Below are 16,421 nucleotides of genomic sequence, written 5' to 3'. Positions count from 1 at the left end.
TTGCTTCTGGCAACTCACGACAGCAAGAGCGTCTTTCCGCGGCAACTGCGCAGCGAGACCGACACTCAGCATATACGTCTGCGAGCCTGAATGGTGGTAGATGCGGTGGGATCCACGACCCGCGCTTCGGCGACTCTCCAGACTGGTGACCCCGATGACGCTCACACAAACACAGATACGCGAGTACGACCGCCGCGCGATGGATAGTGCGGAGACTGCCACGGCGACGTTCGGGATCGGCTGTTTCTGGGGGCCCGACGCCCAGTTCGGTGCGATGGACGGCGTCGTTCGCACTCGCGTCGGCTACGCCGGCGGAACAAAAATCGATCCGACGTATCGCTCGTTAGGCGACCACACGGAAGTGGTGCAAGTCGAGTTCGATCCCGACGCGGTAGCGTATCGAGACCTTCTGAATCGGGTGTTCACGTCGCATAACCCGCAGCACCAGACGAAGAAAACACAGTATCAGAGTATCGTGTTAGCCGAGACGGACGACCAACGAGCGGTCCTCGATGAGTTCCTCGCTACGCGAGGGCTCACCGCCGACGGAATCGGCACACGCATCGAACAGCTCTCGCGCTTCTATCCCGCTGAGGACTACCATCAGAAGTACAAGCTTCGGTCCGTCTCCTCGCTCACGGACGCGTTCGAGGCGGCGGGATACGGCGACGACGAGTTGCGTGAATCGCCGCTCGCTGCCACGCTGAACGGGTACGCCGCCGGACACGATGTTGCCATTGCCGAGGAACTACCGATATCCGACCGCGGGACGGCCTAGACCTCGCGAATTTGTTACCGACGGCCAGCGCCGTCGACGGAGAGTCGGTCGAACAGCGGACGCGGGTCGCCGACGGCGACGGTTCCGACACGGTCACGCCCGACGTGAAACGGCAAGCGGCGCAGGAAGCCACGCCGTATCGGCGGATCCGTAGGCTTTCACCTGTCACGCAGTAACGGACCAGTGTGTCTAACGAACGGTCCCATCAGTCCGGTTCCGGTCTCGACGTCCTCATCTCCGGCGGATCGATGGGGGGGCTCTTCACGGGTATTGCGCTCGCACGGTCGGGCCACCGTCCGACGATATACGAGCGGTCGGCAGGTGCGCTCAAAAGCCGCGGCGGCGGGATCGTCGCCCAACGGAACATCCGACGGTTTCTCGGCGATCACGACCTCGTCGACCCGGAAGCGATCACGACGCGGTCTCACGAGCGCCGGTTTCTCGATGAGAGCGGTGACGTCGAACGCGCCGTGTCCGAGACGATGGTGTTCACGTCGTGGGACGCGCTCTATCGACAGCTCCGCGACGCCTTCCCCGACGAGCGATACCGGACGGGGACAGCGGTCACAGCCGTGACGCCCGAGACGGCGACCGTAACGATCGATGACGGGACGGAACGGACTGCCGACGTAGTCGTCTCCGCGGAGGGCGGCCAGTCGACGACGCGCGCTCACCTGCATCCCAACGTGGAACCGGAGTTCGCATCCTACGTCGCGTGGCGTGGCGTCGTCGACGAAGCGGCCCTTCCGGCCGGGTGTGTCGAGGCCTTCGACGGGACCTTCACGTTCTACCAAGGGACCGATCAGCTCATCCTCGCGTATTTCATCCCGGGCCCGGACGGCGAGACCGAACGAGGATCGCGTCGACTCAACTGGGTGTGGTACGACACGCTAGACGGGCGGGACCGGCGTGCGATATTCACGGATACGAGCGATACCGAACGACGGTTCTCCGTCTCACCGGGTCGGTTGCGCGAACCGGTGGGTCGCCGACAGCGAGAGCGCGCAGCGACGCTTCCGCCCGTGTTCGAGACGCTCGTGGGCGAGACGCCGGAACTCTTCGTACAGGCGATCTACGACCTGACGGTGCCGGCGATGGTCGCGGGTCGGGCGTGTCTGCTCGGTGACGCCGCGTTCGTTGCCCGGCCGCACACGGCCGCCGGGACGGCGAAGGCGGCTGGCGATGCGACCGCGCTCGCCGACGCACTTGCGAGCCACGGGTCGGTCGACGACGCGCTCGAAGCATGGGGTCGAACACGCACCGAGTACGGCACCACCCTCGTTGCCCGCGGGAAACAGATGGGTGACGTGCGGCTGAACCTGGACTGATCGGTGGCTCGGAGTGACCGCCCGAACGAGCGCCGCGCGTCACCGGTCGTCGAGCGGACCGGCAACGGGTAGAAGCCGACGCACTTACTCACGGGCCAGACGGGCCTCCGTATTCCGACCACCGACCCTATCCGCTTCGACTGGTTTCAACGGCGTCCAAAGTCGAACGCTACCGGTCTCTGAACTCCACCGTGTAGCCGTTCTCTCGAAGCGCTTCTACGAGGTCGTCTCCCCGCTCGATCTTGAATTCGTGGAACGAATTGTCGGGACTGTCTGCCGAATACAGCTCCGAGTCGATATTCTCCGGTATCTCGTTCTGATGGGTATTCTCTTGGACGACGACGGGTTGGCTGGGAACGCGCCCGGAACTGCTATCCTCTGTCATTTGAACACCTGTTGTTACAGCGAGACGGCTATTTGAATTCCGATTCCGGTTTCCGTCGAGACGGCTGTCTGACGCGATCACATCCGCCGAAATGGAACCGATGAATCGCGGGTCTGTCAGGCCCTCGGACCCCGGCGCTGTTGCAGTTCTCCGCTGGGGGCCGCCTTGCAAAGCGATGCTGAATACAGCGCGCATGCCGGTCACGTGGCCCGGTCTGTGTCAGCGTCACACACAGCAGGCGGGTTGCGGCAGGCGAATCCGCATCTCGGCGACCGGGCAGCGACCGCCGGCGTCACCCGTGAAACCGGTACAGCGACGTGACGTACGGCAGCCGGTTGAGCATCCAGATCGCGACCGGGAGCCCCACGACCGTGACCGCGAGGAACGACGCCGCGTTCGCCCACAGCAGGCTCAGCCACCAGCCGACGAGGATGAAGTAGATCGCTCGGACGGCGAGCGAGCGTTGCCCCCGCGCCGACTCGGGCGCCGAAAGCGACCGCGGCTCCGCGAGCGTGAGCACCGTCGGCACGAGGTTGATCAGCTTGATGCCGACCGGGAGCAGGACGACCGTGACGTTGAGCAGCCACGCGGTGTTGACGACGATCGGTGTCGCCCACCAGCCGACGAACACGAACCACAGCGCGCGAACGAGGAGGGATCGTTGTGCCATTGCTCGGAATAGACCCCCACGTAGTAAATCCGTGTCGTCGATCCCGGCGGTCCCTGAAAAGCGGATCTTCCGTTCTACGACGCGGAGGTACACGAGACGACGACCGAAGCGGAACGAGCAGAGATGTACTAGGCGTCGGGTGACTACCGACGGAACCTGCGGACTGGGACAAAACCAAGCGGGTGACTGTCTCCGAGGACGGCGCGTTTCGCGGCGGCAAAACACGCTCGTTCGCGCCGGTTGCCGGGAGGAGAGGTGCCGGATGCGACGGATGGGTCGTGACTCAGTGCGCAACTCCGTCAATACGCGAACAGAGCCCGGACATCACCCCGTACTCTGATACGTTCAAGCGTCGTCGTCGATTTCCGTTGCCGTCCGACGATACGTCTCGTCAAGCGAGGGACCGCCGAGCGTCGTGTACAGTTCGATGAGGTCGGCGACGTCACTCAGGCAGTAATCTTCGAGGAGTCGGGTGAGCTCTCGGTGGACGCTGGTCCCCTCGATGCCGGCGGCGACGTTGTCGACGTATCGCTCGCCGAGCACCTGCCCGACGTGTTTGCCTTGGACGCCGCTCCCGTCTATCTCTGAGAGGTACGGGTCCGGGAACTCGTAGTCGTCGTACCAGACGCTATCGTTGTCTACGCCGCCGAGGTCGTATGCTTTCCAGTCGGGGAGGATCTGCTGATCGTCCCAGAGTTCGTCGGCGTATTCGTCGGCCGCGGCGAGGGCGACGTCGACGTGGTTTTCGAACAGTGCCTCGGTCCGGTCGAAGAACCCGTGACCTGTCGCGGCGTCTATCTCTCGAGCCCAGTTGAGGAGGTGTTTCCCGTCGAACCAAGCACCGTTGTAGGTGAGGAGGCGGTCGACGTCCCGTTCGTCACACCACTCGAACATTCGCTGGTAGAGGTCGGTCGTGTGAGTGGCTTCCCAGTCCCCACGACGGAACGGTACCGCGGTTTCCGGCGTCGTCTCGAGACCGTCCGCGTACGCGAGACCGACGGCAACCAACTCGTAGTATTCCGTGTCGTTCGAGTTCTCGGGTGGTTCCTCGAAGGGGCTCGCGGTTTCGATGTCGAGGACGAGTGTCCCCATATTACGAGAGTGCTCCCCGGATACTCAACTCGAGTTCGCCAGTCGGTGTCGCCATAGACACGTCTCACGAGCGGTCATGATAAACATTATCTTAATATTGGGAAACTCCGAGCCGGCCGGAGTTCAAATTCATCGACGACAGTAGGATGACTGACTGATTAGTAGGACAAAATTTCCTATTTTCGACTCTGTTGAAATCTTCAGATGCTGACAGGAACTGACTGCCGGATACAGAGGATAAGTTCAGCATCGGGAGCGCGTTCAATCCAGGCTGGGCGAGTGCAGTAGCCGACTTGTCGCACCCATCGTAGTGTTGACCGTCGTAATTGAGCTACTTTTCAGGATTCGTGCCGATCAGACAGCGCAGCACCGGGGTGGATGAGCGATACTAATCAGCCCTTCAAATACTTCCGGCGGCGGATTATAATTTGGTGACATATTGACCCCGAGTCAAGAAGCACGCACCCATCGTAGTCGAGCGCCCCCCTGACCTCGAAGCCACCGCGGTCATCATCAACGTGAGAGCCAGCAGCAACACCGAAGAAACGGCCGATGTCGCCCCGACGTCAACACCCGCCTCCAACAGTCCAGCACGCAATCAGAGTTGGCCAGCGGCCAGACACACGGTCCGCGTCTGCAAGTCACGCGGCTCTGGCAGTGAACTACACCCTTCCAAGAGAAGCGCAAACTCTCGGGCCGTGAGCACATCCTCGCGGGTGTGCCGCGTGGTCAACGATTGTCGATGCCGCTGTGCCCATTCATTCGATCGATGATAGTTAATCGTCATCCACCACAAGAACGCTGTTCCCCCGAACCGAACGGCGACGTATCGGTAACAAGTCAACCCTATGCCCGCTGAATATAGAGGAAGTTAGTTTGCCGCCGCCAGCGACGGCGTAGGGACGGACGCCCGAACCGCAACCCATCGGTAAACGACGATGAGCGCAAGATAGACGAGAAGCAACGCGATATAATTCGGCCAGATCCCTTGCCCTGGATCGACCATGAGCGGCCAGAAATTACCGACCCCGTGGAGGAAGACAACGAGATAGAGGTTCTGCGTGAGCGCGTAGATCGTGCCAAAGATCGTCCCCGACAGAGCGAGCAGCACCAGCGTCCCAGCGAGCTGCGAAACGGGCGTTCCGTTGACCAGAAGCTCAACCGGGATATGGAGCGCTGAGAAGATCACACCGGTCACCACGATACTGATCGCCGTGCGAACCCGGAGAGAGCTGAACTCGAAGAGCGAAATCAGTTTGTTCTGTAGGTAGCCACGGAACGCCAGCTCCTCGACCGGTCCGGTGAACGCGTAGGTGGTGAACGCCCCAGCAGCGATAACGGTCGCCGAGAAGTTGAACGGGTCCGACTGATAGAACGCGTACACCCCGAACGATATCTCGTTGCCCGCAAGAAGGCCCATCCCGACAACGACTGCGTTAATGACAACGATGACACCGACGACCGCGATCGCCGCAGGCCGAAGGAGTCGTCGTGACAGCCCGATCTCGTTGAGCGTAACGCCATCATAGCGGTACACCGCTGCGACGATGCCGAACTGGACGAGACCGGACGGGATAGTCCAGAGCGATTCAACGAGGACCGAGGCGTCATCTCCGAACAGCCAGGTGAACGTGGTCGTCGAAATCATCACCCAGATAGTGAACGCAAGCACCAGTCCGACTGCGGGCCAGATACCGCATTGAAAGGTGGGCGACCACTGGGCCACTGAGCTTGACGTATTCGACTGATTACTCGTCATACTCACAGGTTGGCGACAACGAGCAATATCTGGGAGCCGAGCAGGACGCCGAGTGTGCCCAGCACGGCGACGACGTAGTATGGGCGGATGGCACCGAACTCGGCGGTGTCGTGCAACAGCGCGTCAAGCGCGCACGCGAGAACTGCCGTCGCGGCCACGAGCACTGGGAACAAGGTCAGGATGAGTGGAGTGGAGGCAAACTCCGGCCCGTAGTACGGTCCCATCCCGAGCGTCCAGTGAATCCGCAGCTGCTCCGCGAGCCTCCCGTAGGCGATGACGCTTCCGACCGCACTCAACAGGACCATCGCGAGACTACCAGCGGACAGTACGCGACTCGGAGCGTCATTGCCGGCGAAGCGGGTCACGAACGATACCATCCGTGCGTCGTCGATGTTCGGTGGTACTTCCATTGTCACACCCCATGCTTCAAGGGGAAGTCAAAAAGGCGTGCGAGCAGTCCTTCACTCCCTGAAGCGTTCGCCACCTCTTTACTCCCCGTGGTCGCAAATGGTGTCAATGAGTGAGGATGACCCCGAAATCGAGACTGTTGCCGGTCTCCTCGAAGATCAGACGGTTCGAGAGATCCTCACCGAAACGAGCCGGGAACCCATGTCTGCAACCGCACTGAAAGAGCGCTGTGAGGCGTCGGGACCGACGATTTACCGCCGCCTCGAAGGGCTTCAGGAAGCCGATTTCGTCGTTGAACAGACCCGTCCGGATCCAGACGGTGGCCACCACCGACAGGTGTATGAACCGAACTTGGACCGCATCACGATCGGTCTCGAAGAGGGGTCGCTCTCGATGCAGATCACTCGGCGAGAACGGATGGCCGACCGGTTCACGCGGCTCGTAGAGGAGATGTAACAGTGTTCGAAGCAATGCCCAGGGGCCTGGCAAAACTCGTCCTACAAGTCGGTAGCGAACTATCGGGAACCATTCAGACGGGGCTGTTGGCGTACGAACTGTTGGGGGCAGCGCTCGGAGTGTTCATCGCCTATCTCGCCTATCGAGGGTATCGCCGCAACCGAAGTCGGCCCATGCTGTTCGTTTCGCTTGGCTTCGCCCTCGCGCTTGGTGTTCCCCTCGCGATCACACTGGTGTATCTGGCACTCCCCGTCACAGGTGGTCGGGTGGTCGTGTCGGTCGTCAACCAGACGTTCGAAGTCGTTGGTCTCTCGTGTATCGTCTATGGCCTCCGTTCATAGCAGTGATTCTCCAGCGAATCCGCGACCGTCGCTACAGTAGGTCCTCGGGCGAGAGACCCGATAGCTACAGCCGTAGTGAAATCGTCCCGCTTCAACGAGTGAAGTCCTGCTGGACGTGTTTTTTATACCCCGTTCCACCCTCCGGGTGATGACGCAGAGTTCAACGACACACCGTCGCCGGCGTGTCGCATCGCTAATCGACTCACACCCGACTGGGGCGTTTTTCCTCCTGGCAGTCGCCATCTCGTGGGGGGCCTGGATTCCGCTGTTTCTGGTGATCCCCTCCGCGACGAGTGTCGTCATGATGCCGGGGGCGTTCGGCCCCGCCATCGCGGCGGTGGTCGTACTGTGGGTCCAGGGGGAGTCAGTTCGGGAGTGGCTGACCGACGGCCTGGACTGGCACATCGAAAGACGCTGGTACGGTATTACCCTTGGACTCGCGCTCGTACTCGCGCTCGTACTCGGAGTCGGGCTCGCGATCAGTACGGGGCAATTTACCACAGATCGCCTGCCGCAAGTAGCAGCGATGTATCCGGTCACGGTGCTAATTACATCGTTGCTCGGCGGTGGCCAGGAGGAGTTCGGGTGGCGTGGATTTGCGGTCCCGGCGCTTCAGGATCGCTTCGACGCGCTAACCACGAGCGTTATCGTCGGCCTTGTCTGGGCGGTATGGCACCTGCCCGCGTTCGCGTTCGAGATCCCGGGCTACACCTCTTCGTTCGCACTGTACACACTGCTCGTCGTCGGGATTTCGATCATCCTCACCTGGCTGTACAACAGCACAGACGGGAGTGTCCTGTTGGCGATGCTCTTCCACGGCGGGGTCAACGCGGCCCCAGGTATTGGTACGGCATTCGTTGGGGATCTCTCACTGATTGACGTCTCACCGTACCTGGTTCTGGTCCCCGCTGTCTGGGTCGTCGCCCTCCTGCTGCTGTTTCGATACGGGCGAGACACGCTCTCGGCTGGCTCCAGTATGACAAACGCTATCGGGGACGCCCAGACCGAGATTACCGAAGTGTCGTAATTAGACTGCGAACCTGAAACTCCCACCGCTCGGGATTCCTCCGTGTTTACGCGGAAGAGGATGTCAACCCGGAGCAGAGCGGATTCAGCGAGTGGTTCGATCCCTTCGTCTTCGAGCGGGGAGAGAAGCCTGGCGTTCCGCCGCCTGACCCGCCACTCGGGAGCATACCAGGAGACCCGATCAACAGCGACCGTCTCCGGTGGTTCGGTGACGAGTGTCACGTTCGCGTCCGCCGGTTCTGGTACTGTTTCGGGAGCGCACCTCGGCTCCACGAAGAACGCTCGGCGCTGTCGCGGTGAGAAGAGGGGGAGGTGGTCGGTACTCCTCCGGTCTCTACCGCTCACCTCGCTGCAAGATACGCGCCCCCCAACCCGCGAGGAAACTCATACTCCCCGCGGAGCTACGGATCGGCCAGCCTTACTGACGGTTTGCGATGGTATCCTTTTGATAATATCCCCTCAAGTATTACAGTAGGTCGTATACTCTGCATCGAACTCTTGTGGCGGTGGTTGCTGGAACTGCGAATCCACGTCCTTCGAGGTATAGGGGTTTTCCAACACGGTCAATAACCCCTTGAATTTGGATAGATCCCCGGTTTCGAGATACTCATCCAGCGCCTCTTCAACCAGGTAGTTGCGGGGGACATACCGCGGATTGGCTTCCTGCATCAACTTCTCATCTAGGCCGACAGCAGCCAACTTATTCCTGAGCCGCTCGAATTCTGCAGTTGCAAACACTGGGTCATCAAACGTACCGGGCGTCTCTAACTCGAGGAACGTATTGGTGTAGTCCGCGTTCGATTTGCGAAGCCACTCCAAGAATTCATCGACCAGTTCCTCCTCGCCATCTGAGTTGATCCCCAGTTTCTTCCGCATCATCGCGTCGTATTGCGCATCGAATCGATCCTCAAATTCGTCTAGTTTGACTTCGAGTTCATCGTACGCGAGCGCTGATTCTGTACACAGCGGTTGGAGTGCCTCTGCGAACCGTTCGAGATTCCACCGCAAGATGGGTCGCTGGTTTCCGAATGCGTATCGCCCGTGCTTATCGATCGAGCTGAAGACCGTCTCCTCATCATAGTAATTTATGAAGGCACAGGGTCCGTAATCAAATGTCTCTCCGTCGATACTCATGTTGTCCGTATTCATGACGCCGTGGATGAATCCGACACGCAACCAGTCGACAACCATCTCGATCGATGACTGCATGACTGCATCGAAGAACTCGAGGTATGTGCGATCCGCTTCATTTAGCCGCGGGTAGTGCCTGTCAATAACGTAGTCAGTGAATCGCCGTAGTTCGTCGGATCCTTGACCTGCGACGTACTGGAAGGTCCCGTACCGAATGTGGCTGTTCATCACTCGGACAAGGACGGCTCCGGGCTCTGTCCGTCGTCGTTCGACTGCTTCGTCAGTTTCGACGACTGCCAGGCTTCTCGATGTTTTGATATTTAAATTCCGCATCGCATACGAATACAGATACTCTCTGAGCATCGAGCTGATCGTTGCGTTGCCATCGCCTCTTCCGGAGTACGGCGTTCGACCGGCCCCCTTCAGTTGAATATCGTATCTATTACCATCGTGTACATGCTCGCCGAGTATCATCGCTCTCCCATCGCCCAAGATGGTAAAACTCCCATACTGGTGGCCCGCATACGCTTGGGCGATAGGTTCTTCCAAGCAGTCTTGGCCCGCTAGAATCTTAGCATTGAGCTTCGCCGTATCCAATCCGAGATCAGCACACAGCTCGTCATTGAGAAGCAACACGTTGGGATCAGCGATACTTTTTGGCGTTACCCTCGAATAGAGGTTTGAGTCTAAATCTTTGTAAGTGGTGTCAAATGAAAAGGACATTTAGTTTCATATCGTATTATCTTGCTTGCTTTAATAATCTTGTCCTTGGAAATGTTAAGAACCGATCGATCAGAGAGGTTCAAATTGGCGTGTGTCGCATACACGCTCTGTATCTCGCATGGCGTTCCTCACAGAAGCGGGAGAGGAGTAGTCCGGCTTCGGTCCGTAAGTTCGCGATACCGACCGCAGCGGAACAGCATCTATCACTTCCTACGGATTTCAACAGAGCCGAAGACGGTTGTTGATGCTTCCGTCGGCGGTGAGAGCGCCGCCGCTGTCCCGTCCTGTTTAGCCCGCGCTCCGTTCTGAGACCGCTCCCTTCCCGCGCGACCGGTCCGGACGCATCGGGTCCGGGACGTGTCCGGCGTTCAAGTGCGTAGAGCGTAACACCCAGCCGTGACTGACGACGCGTTCGATCCCGACGATGTCGGCCTCCCGACCGTCTCGTGTACCCGCTGTGACCGCGAGTGGAAGCTCGACCACGAACTCGACGACCTACACGCCGGCAACCGCGCGGTCGAGCAGTTCGCGCTCGATCACGAACGACACACCGGCCACTTCCCGGACGACGTGACCCCGTGGGTCGTTCGGTGCCAGCGCTGTCCGGACGGCGACCAGTTCCTGTCGGAACGCCCCGCGCGGCGCTGGGCGACCACCCACGCGCGCCACACGCGCCACGTCGTGCGACTCGACGGACCGGACGGGACGGACGAGGTCGTCTCCCCCGAGACGGACTGAGTCCGACCGGTGAGCCGTCAGCCCGGGCCGAGCGCGGCGATGTCCGCTCCGACCGCGGCCCGGGCGTCGGCCGGGTTCGGCTCGTGGTCGGCGAGGTGGGTCCACTCGCACGCCGACAGCGCGGACAGGTGATCCACGATCGCCGGACGGTACGGCGCCGCGGCGGCGACCCCGTCGCCGTCACGCCAGACGTCGTCGATCACCGTCATCGAGTCGATGCGCACCTCGACCGCGACCGGGTCGCACCGGGAGACGAGCGCTTCGAGCCCGAGGTGGAGCGCCGCGTACTCCGCGGTGTTGTTCTCCGCCCGCGACCCGACCGGCCGCCCGAGCGCGGCGAACGGCTCGCCGCCGGCTCGGAGCACGGCGCCCGCGCCGGCCGGTCCGGGGTTCCCGCGCGAACTCCCGTCGACGTAGAGCACGACGCCGGCGTCGTCGGCGCGCTCGCACCCCTCCCTCGCGGGCGGCGGGTCGCCGGCGAGCACCTCGTCGACGGCCGTCCGGACCTCGTCGTCGGTCGTTCCGGGGTCGAACAGCCCTCCGAACCCGTCGACGGCCGCGTCGACCGCGTCGATGGCGGGCCCGATCTCGTAGTCGTACAGGGCGAGCACCGCGTCGACCCGGCCGGCGAGCGGCGACAGCGTCGCGGTCGGTAAGCGGTCCATCTACGGGTCGCCCCGCGCTCGCCGTCGCCGCCGGTTCGTCGCATTGCTCATCGCTACGCGTACGTCGGGCGGAACGGGCAAAAGAGCGCGGGTCGGAACGGTCCGTCGTCGTCGGCCGGGGCGCCGGCGTCGCCTCGCACCAGCGACCGAGCCGCAAGGACGGTCGCGCACTCACCCGTTCGAGACGGTCGTGATCGCTCTGGAGTTGTAGCGTACCGTACACTATTGCAGTCTGTCTTGCGAGAGTCAGAGGCGGGCGTTCCTCCTCCATCCGTCCCGCACGCAAGCGTTCGCCGGCCACGTCGGGGGAGGCACCCGAGGACTTATGTCTTTTATCCGTAACTAATATCTGAGGTCTACGGCGCGGCGAGGAAACCATGACACGGAACAAGCCCGACACGGAGGCGACAGGGGTATCGAAACGGGAAACGCGGACGCTGGACCGGCGACGCGTCCTCCGCGGACTCGGCGTCGGCGCGGGCGTCGCCGCGCTCGGGCTCGGCGGCGTCGGCTCGGCCGCCGCCGACACGGCGTCGGTCAGCGGGGGCGGCGGGGCGCTCCAGACCGCCATCAACGGCGCCACCGACGGCGACACGATCGTCGTGACGGACGACAAGACGTACGATCCGGTAGTAGTCGACGTCGGCGTGACGCTCGAAGCGGACGGGGACCCGACGATCCAGGGCGCGGGCGACGGCGGTACCGATAACGGGGAGGACGAGAACGGTAGCAGCGCCGCGGTCAGCATCGCGGCCGACGACGTGACGATCACGGGATTTACCGTCACGAACCCCGACGGACTCCTTGGAATCAAGGTCCAGAAGGACTACGACGGCGCGACGATCGAGAATAACACGGTCGAGGACGTCGGACCGACCGGACTCCGCGGCGTGACGGGGATCATCGTCGGACAGGGCGACCACGACGACATCTCGATCGTCAATAACACGATCCGGAACCTCGATCAGGAGACGACGGACGATTCGAGATTCCCGACCGTCAACGGCATCCTGTTCGACGCCGACAACAGCGATCCGGGGACGATCACGGAGACGACCGTGAACAACAACACGATCGAGGGGATCGAGAGCGACATCTCGCCGCTCGGCATCGTCGTCCAACACGAGACGGACGGCGTCACGATCAACAACAACGAGATCAGGGATCTCGTCGCCGCGGACGACACCGACTCAGACCCGGACGACGGTGTCGACTTCGGGTTCACCTTCGCGCAGGGGATCAATATCGCCTCGCCGGCCACGGCTGACACCGTCATCAACCACAACGTGATCGAGGAGGTCACCAGCGCGGAGACGATCCTGCCGGAGGCCGTGAAGATCGACGGGGACGGGAGCGGCCTGACGTTCCGGGCCAATCGGTTCCTCGTCGCCGTCGGCCTCAACAACCGGAACGGGACCGATGGCGGGAGCAGAGACCCGTCGGACGATCCCGAGGTCGACGCGAAGAACAACTGGTGGGGCAGCGAGGACGGGCCCGAGGAGGCTGATTTCAATCAGGACGCGGACGACGACGATCGCAGCGACGTCGTCGGGAACGTCGCGTTCGAGCCGTTCCTCCGCAACCCGCCGGGCCCGAAGGGGAAGGGCAACGGCCGGGGCGGAGGCGGCGGCGGCAACGGCGGAGGCGGCGGGAACGGCGGGAATGGTCGGGGGCGCGGCAACGGTAAAGGCGGGACATAAGAGCGCGAGAGCGCCGGGACCGGGCGTCGCCGCGCTCCGGGTTCGGGAGCGGCGGCGTGCGCCCGAGCGCTCCGGCGCGGTTTCGATCGACCGAAACGGACTGAGATGGCGTCGTACACCTACGACCTGAGCGGGTTCGTGACCGTCGACTCCGAGTTCGAACTGTGCCTCGTCGACGTCCCGCCGCGGCGGTCGGATGAGGGCGGAGACATCGTCGTTCGGCGGGGCGAGGCGGGCGCGCCTACCGTCGAGTGGACCGGTCGCCGCGTCGTCGTGACGGTGCCGCCGTCGATGACCGTGGAGAAGGACGCCGCGACCGAACCGGTGCGGTTCACTAAGATACTGCTGTCGGCCGTCCAGGCATTGCTCTTGCGGCGGGAGGCGACGCTGGCCTTCGGCAGCGCGTTCCGGGCGCCGGACGGGAGCGGCGTCGGCCTGTTCGGACCGAGCGGCTGCGGGAAGTCCGCGGCCTCGTTCCGGCTCGCTCGGGAGCGGGGCTACCGACTGCTCGCGGACGACCTCCTCGTCTTCCACGACGGCCGGGTGTACCCGTTCCCGCGGTACCTGAACCTCCCGCGCGACGTCGCCGCAATCGAGCGGTGGCTCCGGTCGGAGGAGGCCTCGACCGAACGCGTCAGGCTCTGGCCCGACGCGGCGGACGTGCCGCGGCGATCGGTCACCGAGAGCGTGCCCGAGCGGATCGAACTCGACGAGGTGCTGGTGGTCGCTTCCCACGAGCCGCCCGCGGGGAGCCCGGAGCCGATACCGCCCGAAGACGCCGCCGCGACGCTGATCGATCTCGTCGACAAGTCGCTGGCCGGGTGGATCACGGAGTCGCGGACGCGCGAGGCGATCGACGACCGCGGCGTCGACCGTCGACCGATCCTCCGATCGGCGGTGAGCGGCGCGGCCTGTTACCGGCTCGAAACGCCGCGAAGCGACCTCGCGCGGTCGGTCGCGGAGTTCGTGGAGCGGTGAGCGGAGCCGGGCCGCGTCTCCCGACCCGGACGGTCGCTACCCGTCGAACCGAGCCGGCGGCCGCCGGTGATCGGTGGCCCGTTCGAAGGCGTACGCGAGCTCGAACAGCCGCTGCTCGGCGAACTCCCGCCCGAGGAGCTCGACGCCGACCGGGAGCCCGTCCGGAGTGAACCCGGCCGGGACGACGATCGCGGGGAGCCCCGTGTGGGCGGCGAGCTCGCAGTTCATCTCCGCGAACGGCTGGTTGTCGGGGATCTCGACCGGCGGTATCCGCGACGGCGGGTACAGCAGCGCGTCGAGGTCGTCGTCCGCCAGCCGCGCGAGCGTCGCGTCCCTGACCGCCTCCCGCCGCCGGAGGCTCCGCAGGTAGCCGGTGTTCTCGTCGAGCGCGTCGGCGTCGGTGTCGAGGATCGCGGTGCCCTCGAACCTGGCTCGCACCGCCGGGTGGAGCTCGCCGGTCGCGACGAGTTCGGCCAGCGAGTCCGGCGACGCCGCGTCGCACGTCTCCGAGAGGTAGGCGTCGAAGTCCCGGGCGAACTCGTACTCGAGGACGCGGGCGCTTTCGAGGCGCGTCTGGTCCACCACGTCGACGGGGTCGACGACCGTCGCGCCCGCCGCCTCGAACTCGGCGATCGCGTCCTCGACGACCGCCGTCACCCGCTCGGCGGCGCTCTCGGGGGCGCTCTCGTCGTCCCGGAGGCCGAAGAACTGCCGAGCGACCCCGATGCGCGCCCCGTCGAGCCCGTCCTCGTCGAGGTGCGCCGCGTACCCTTCGTCCGGGACCCGCCGGTCGCCGCGCGCCGTGATCGGGTCCGCCGGGTCGTACCCGGCCATCGCGTCGAGGGTCCGCGCCGCGTCCTCGACCGTCCGCGCGATCGGGCCGGCCGTGTCCTGCGTCTCGCTCAGCGGGACGATCCCCGTCCGGCTGACCAGTCCCATCGTGGGCCGGACGCCGACGACGTCGTTGAACGCGGGCGGCGACCGGACCGACGAGCACGTGTCGCTCCCTGTCCCGACGACGGCGAAGTTCGCCGCGATCGCCGCCGCCGTGCCCCCGCTCGACCCGGACGGGCGCCGGTCGCGGTCGTACGCGTTCCGCGTCGCCCCGCCGAGGGAGCTCACCGTGTCGACGCCGAAGGAGAGCTCCTGGAGGTTGGCCTTCGCGAGGACGACGGCGCCGGCCTCCCGGAGCCGCGCCACCACGGACGCGTCGCGGCTCGGCCGTGACTCGGCGAGCGCCGTGGAACCGGCCGACGTCGGCATGTCGTGCGTGTCCTGGTTGTCCTTGAGAACGACGGGGACCCCGTGTAACGGGCCGACGAGACCGTCGCGGTCGAGCGCGGCGTCGAGTTCCCGCGCGCGGTCGAGCGCGTCGGGATTCACCGCGAGGATAGCGTTGAGGTCGTCGTCGTGCGCCGCGATCCGCGACAGGTACGCGTCGGTGACCGCCTCCGCGGTCGTCTCTCCCGCCTCGTAGGCGGCGTGGACGTCCGAGACGGTCGCTTCGATCGGGTCGAAGTCGTCGGTGTCCGGCGGCGACATAGTGGCTTCCGTGACCAATTCGCACACAGCGTTCTCAATCTACCGCTTGACGTGGTCACCGAACGGTCGCCGAGAGACGCCTCGAACCGGACGCCCCGCGTCACGCCCCGCCACTCGACCGGGAGCGTAACACACCGAACAGTCACCGTTGAACGGTTTCGGTGTCCGGAAGTGGAAGTTCAGCACGTTTTCTCTGAGTATGTCCCGATTCTGAGCGCAATGCGTTTACAGTTGCAGTGCGTTGACACTGCACATGGAGACGGAGTCGACCCCCGTTTCGGAGCTCATGAGCACCGGCCTGCTGACGACGACGCTCGACACCGCCGTCGAGCACGCCGCGGAGACGTTGCTGACCGAGGGCGTCGGGTCCTTGGTCGTCCTCGACGAGTCGGGGGGACTCGCGGGCGTACTCACGACCACCGACCTCGCGGAGATCGTCTCGTCGGGCCGGGTTCCCGGTTCGGCGACCGTCGCCGACTACATGACGGACGACGTGACGACGGTCGCGTCGACGGACGCGGTCTACGACGCCGCGGTGAAGATGATCCGGGGAGACATTCAGCACCTTCCCGTCACCGACGGGGACGACGAGGTCGTCGGGATGCTCTCGGCGACGGACCTCACGGCGCAGCTGACGTACATGACCAGCAGCGGCACCGACTGACCTCCCGAGTCCGGGTTCGGCTCGGACCCGAGCCGGG

At 63.8% G+C, this 16,421-nt stretch carries 17 protein-coding genes; 9 read left to right on the top strand and 8 right to left on the bottom strand.

Annotated features, from left to right (window positions below; genetic code table 11):
- The first annotated feature begins 154 nt into the window (after positions 1–154).
- Together DJ74_RS03420 and DJ74_RS03415 are read left to right on the top strand one after the other, a co-directional pair.
- A complete protein-coding gene (locus DJ74_RS03420; protein ID WP_094526366.1) occupies positions 155–778 on the top strand; it encodes a peptide-methionine (S)-S-oxide reductase in 624 nt (207 codons plus the stop codon).
- 185 nt (positions 779–963) lie between these two features.
- A complete protein-coding gene (locus DJ74_RS03415; protein WP_094526365.1) occupies positions 964–2,106 on the top strand; it encodes an FAD-dependent monooxygenase in 1,143 nt (380 codons plus the stop codon).
- A 169-nt stretch (positions 2,107–2,275) separates the two neighbouring features.
- Here the strand turns inward: DJ74_RS03415 and DJ74_RS03410 are convergent, their stop codons facing one another.
- From DJ74_RS03410 to DJ74_RS03390, 5 genes are all read right to left on the bottom strand, one after another.
- Positions 2,276–2,491: a hypothetical protein gene (locus DJ74_RS03410; protein ID WP_094522922.1), complete on the bottom strand. Its 216-nt coding sequence runs from the start codon at positions 2,489–2,491 to the stop codon at positions 2,276–2,278.
- 292 nt (positions 2,492–2,783) lie between these two features.
- Entirely contained in the window at positions 2,784–3,161 is a 378-nt protein-coding gene (locus DJ74_RS03405) for a YccF domain-containing protein (protein ID WP_094522920.1), read from the bottom strand.
- A 345-nt stretch (positions 3,162–3,506) separates the two neighbouring features.
- Positions 3,507–4,253, bottom strand: coding sequence for a hypothetical protein (locus DJ74_RS03400; protein ID WP_141212660.1), 747 nt, complete (start codon positions 4,251–4,253; stop codon positions 3,507–3,509).
- An 871-nt stretch (positions 4,254–5,124) separates the two neighbouring features.
- Complete coding sequence (locus tag DJ74_RS03395) at positions 5,125–5,925, bottom strand: CPBP family intramembrane glutamic endopeptidase (protein WP_176451302.1); 801 nt, start codon at positions 5,923–5,925, stop codon at positions 5,125–5,127.
- A gap of 89 nt (positions 5,926–6,014) precedes the next feature.
- A complete protein-coding gene (locus DJ74_RS03390) occupies positions 6,015–6,422 on the bottom strand; it encodes a hypothetical protein (protein ID WP_094526363.1) in 408 nt (135 codons plus the stop codon).
- Between the two features lie 106 nt (positions 6,423–6,528).
- Between DJ74_RS03390 and DJ74_RS03385 the strand changes: the two genes are divergently transcribed.
- From DJ74_RS03385 to DJ74_RS03375, 3 genes are all read left to right on the top strand, one after another.
- On the top strand, positions 6,529–6,876 hold the full coding sequence (locus DJ74_RS03385) for a helix-turn-helix domain-containing protein (RefSeq protein WP_094522140.1): 348 nt from the start codon (positions 6,529–6,531) through the stop codon (positions 6,874–6,876).
- 2 nt (positions 6,877–6,878) lie between these two features.
- Entirely contained in the window at positions 6,879–7,217 is a 339-nt protein-coding gene (locus DJ74_RS03380) for a hypothetical protein (protein ID WP_249269042.1), read from the top strand.
- A 148-nt stretch (positions 7,218–7,365) separates the two neighbouring features.
- A complete protein-coding gene (locus DJ74_RS03375) occupies positions 7,366–8,244 on the top strand; it encodes a CPBP family intramembrane glutamic endopeptidase (RefSeq protein WP_094526362.1) in 879 nt (292 codons plus the stop codon).
- Positions 8,245–8,702: 458 nt separating this feature from the next.
- Here the strand turns inward: DJ74_RS03375 and DJ74_RS03365 are convergent, their stop codons facing one another.
- Complete coding sequence (locus DJ74_RS03365) at positions 8,703–10,097, bottom strand: YdiU family protein (protein ID WP_094526361.1); 1,395 nt, start codon at positions 10,095–10,097, stop codon at positions 8,703–8,705.
- Positions 10,098–10,493: 396 nt separating this feature from the next.
- Between DJ74_RS03365 and DJ74_RS03360 the strand changes: the two genes are divergently transcribed.
- Positions 10,494–10,835, top strand: a complete 342-nt coding sequence (locus DJ74_RS03360) for a hypothetical protein (protein WP_094526360.1) — start codon at positions 10,494–10,496, stop codon at positions 10,833–10,835.
- A gap of 17 nt (positions 10,836–10,852) precedes the next feature.
- On the opposite strand, the gene DJ74_RS03355 is transcribed toward DJ74_RS03360, so the two are convergent.
- Positions 10,853–11,500 (bottom strand): ribonuclease HI family protein, encoded by a 648-nt coding sequence (locus DJ74_RS03355; RefSeq protein ID WP_094526359.1) that lies wholly within the window; start codon positions 11,498–11,500, stop codon positions 10,853–10,855.
- Between the two features lie 377 nt (positions 11,501–11,877).
- Here DJ74_RS03355 and DJ74_RS03350 point away from each other — a divergent pair, with 377 nt between their 5' ends.
- Together DJ74_RS03350 and DJ74_RS03345 are read left to right on the top strand one after the other, a co-directional pair.
- On the top strand, positions 11,878–13,200 hold the full coding sequence (locus DJ74_RS03350) for a nitrous oxide reductase family maturation protein NosD (RefSeq protein WP_094526358.1): 1,323 nt from the start codon (positions 11,878–11,880) through the stop codon (positions 13,198–13,200).
- A 105-nt stretch (positions 13,201–13,305) separates the two neighbouring features.
- Complete coding sequence (locus tag DJ74_RS03345; protein WP_094526357.1) at positions 13,306–14,178, top strand: hypothetical protein; 873 nt, start codon at positions 13,306–13,308, stop codon at positions 14,176–14,178.
- Positions 14,179–14,214: 36 nt separating this feature from the next.
- Here DJ74_RS03345 and DJ74_RS03340 read toward each other — a convergent pair whose 3' ends face one another.
- Positions 14,215–15,720 (bottom strand): amidase, encoded by a 1,506-nt coding sequence (locus DJ74_RS03340; RefSeq protein WP_094526356.1) that lies wholly within the window; start codon positions 15,718–15,720, stop codon positions 14,215–14,217.
- 253 nt (positions 15,721–15,973) lie between these two features.
- Between DJ74_RS03340 and DJ74_RS03335 the strand changes: the two genes are divergently transcribed.
- On the top strand, positions 15,974–16,384 hold the full coding sequence (locus tag DJ74_RS03335) for a CBS domain-containing protein (RefSeq protein ID WP_094526355.1): 411 nt from the start codon (positions 15,974–15,976) through the stop codon (positions 16,382–16,384).
- Positions 16,385–16,421 lie beyond the last annotated feature (37 nt).

Source organism: Halorubrum sp. Ea8, assembly GCF_002252925.1.
Lineage (GTDB): Archaea > Halobacteriota > Halobacteria > Halobacteriales > Haloferacaceae > Halorubrum.
Note: the sequence above shows the minus strand (reverse complement) of the source record. Positions and strands in the feature narration are given on the sequence as shown.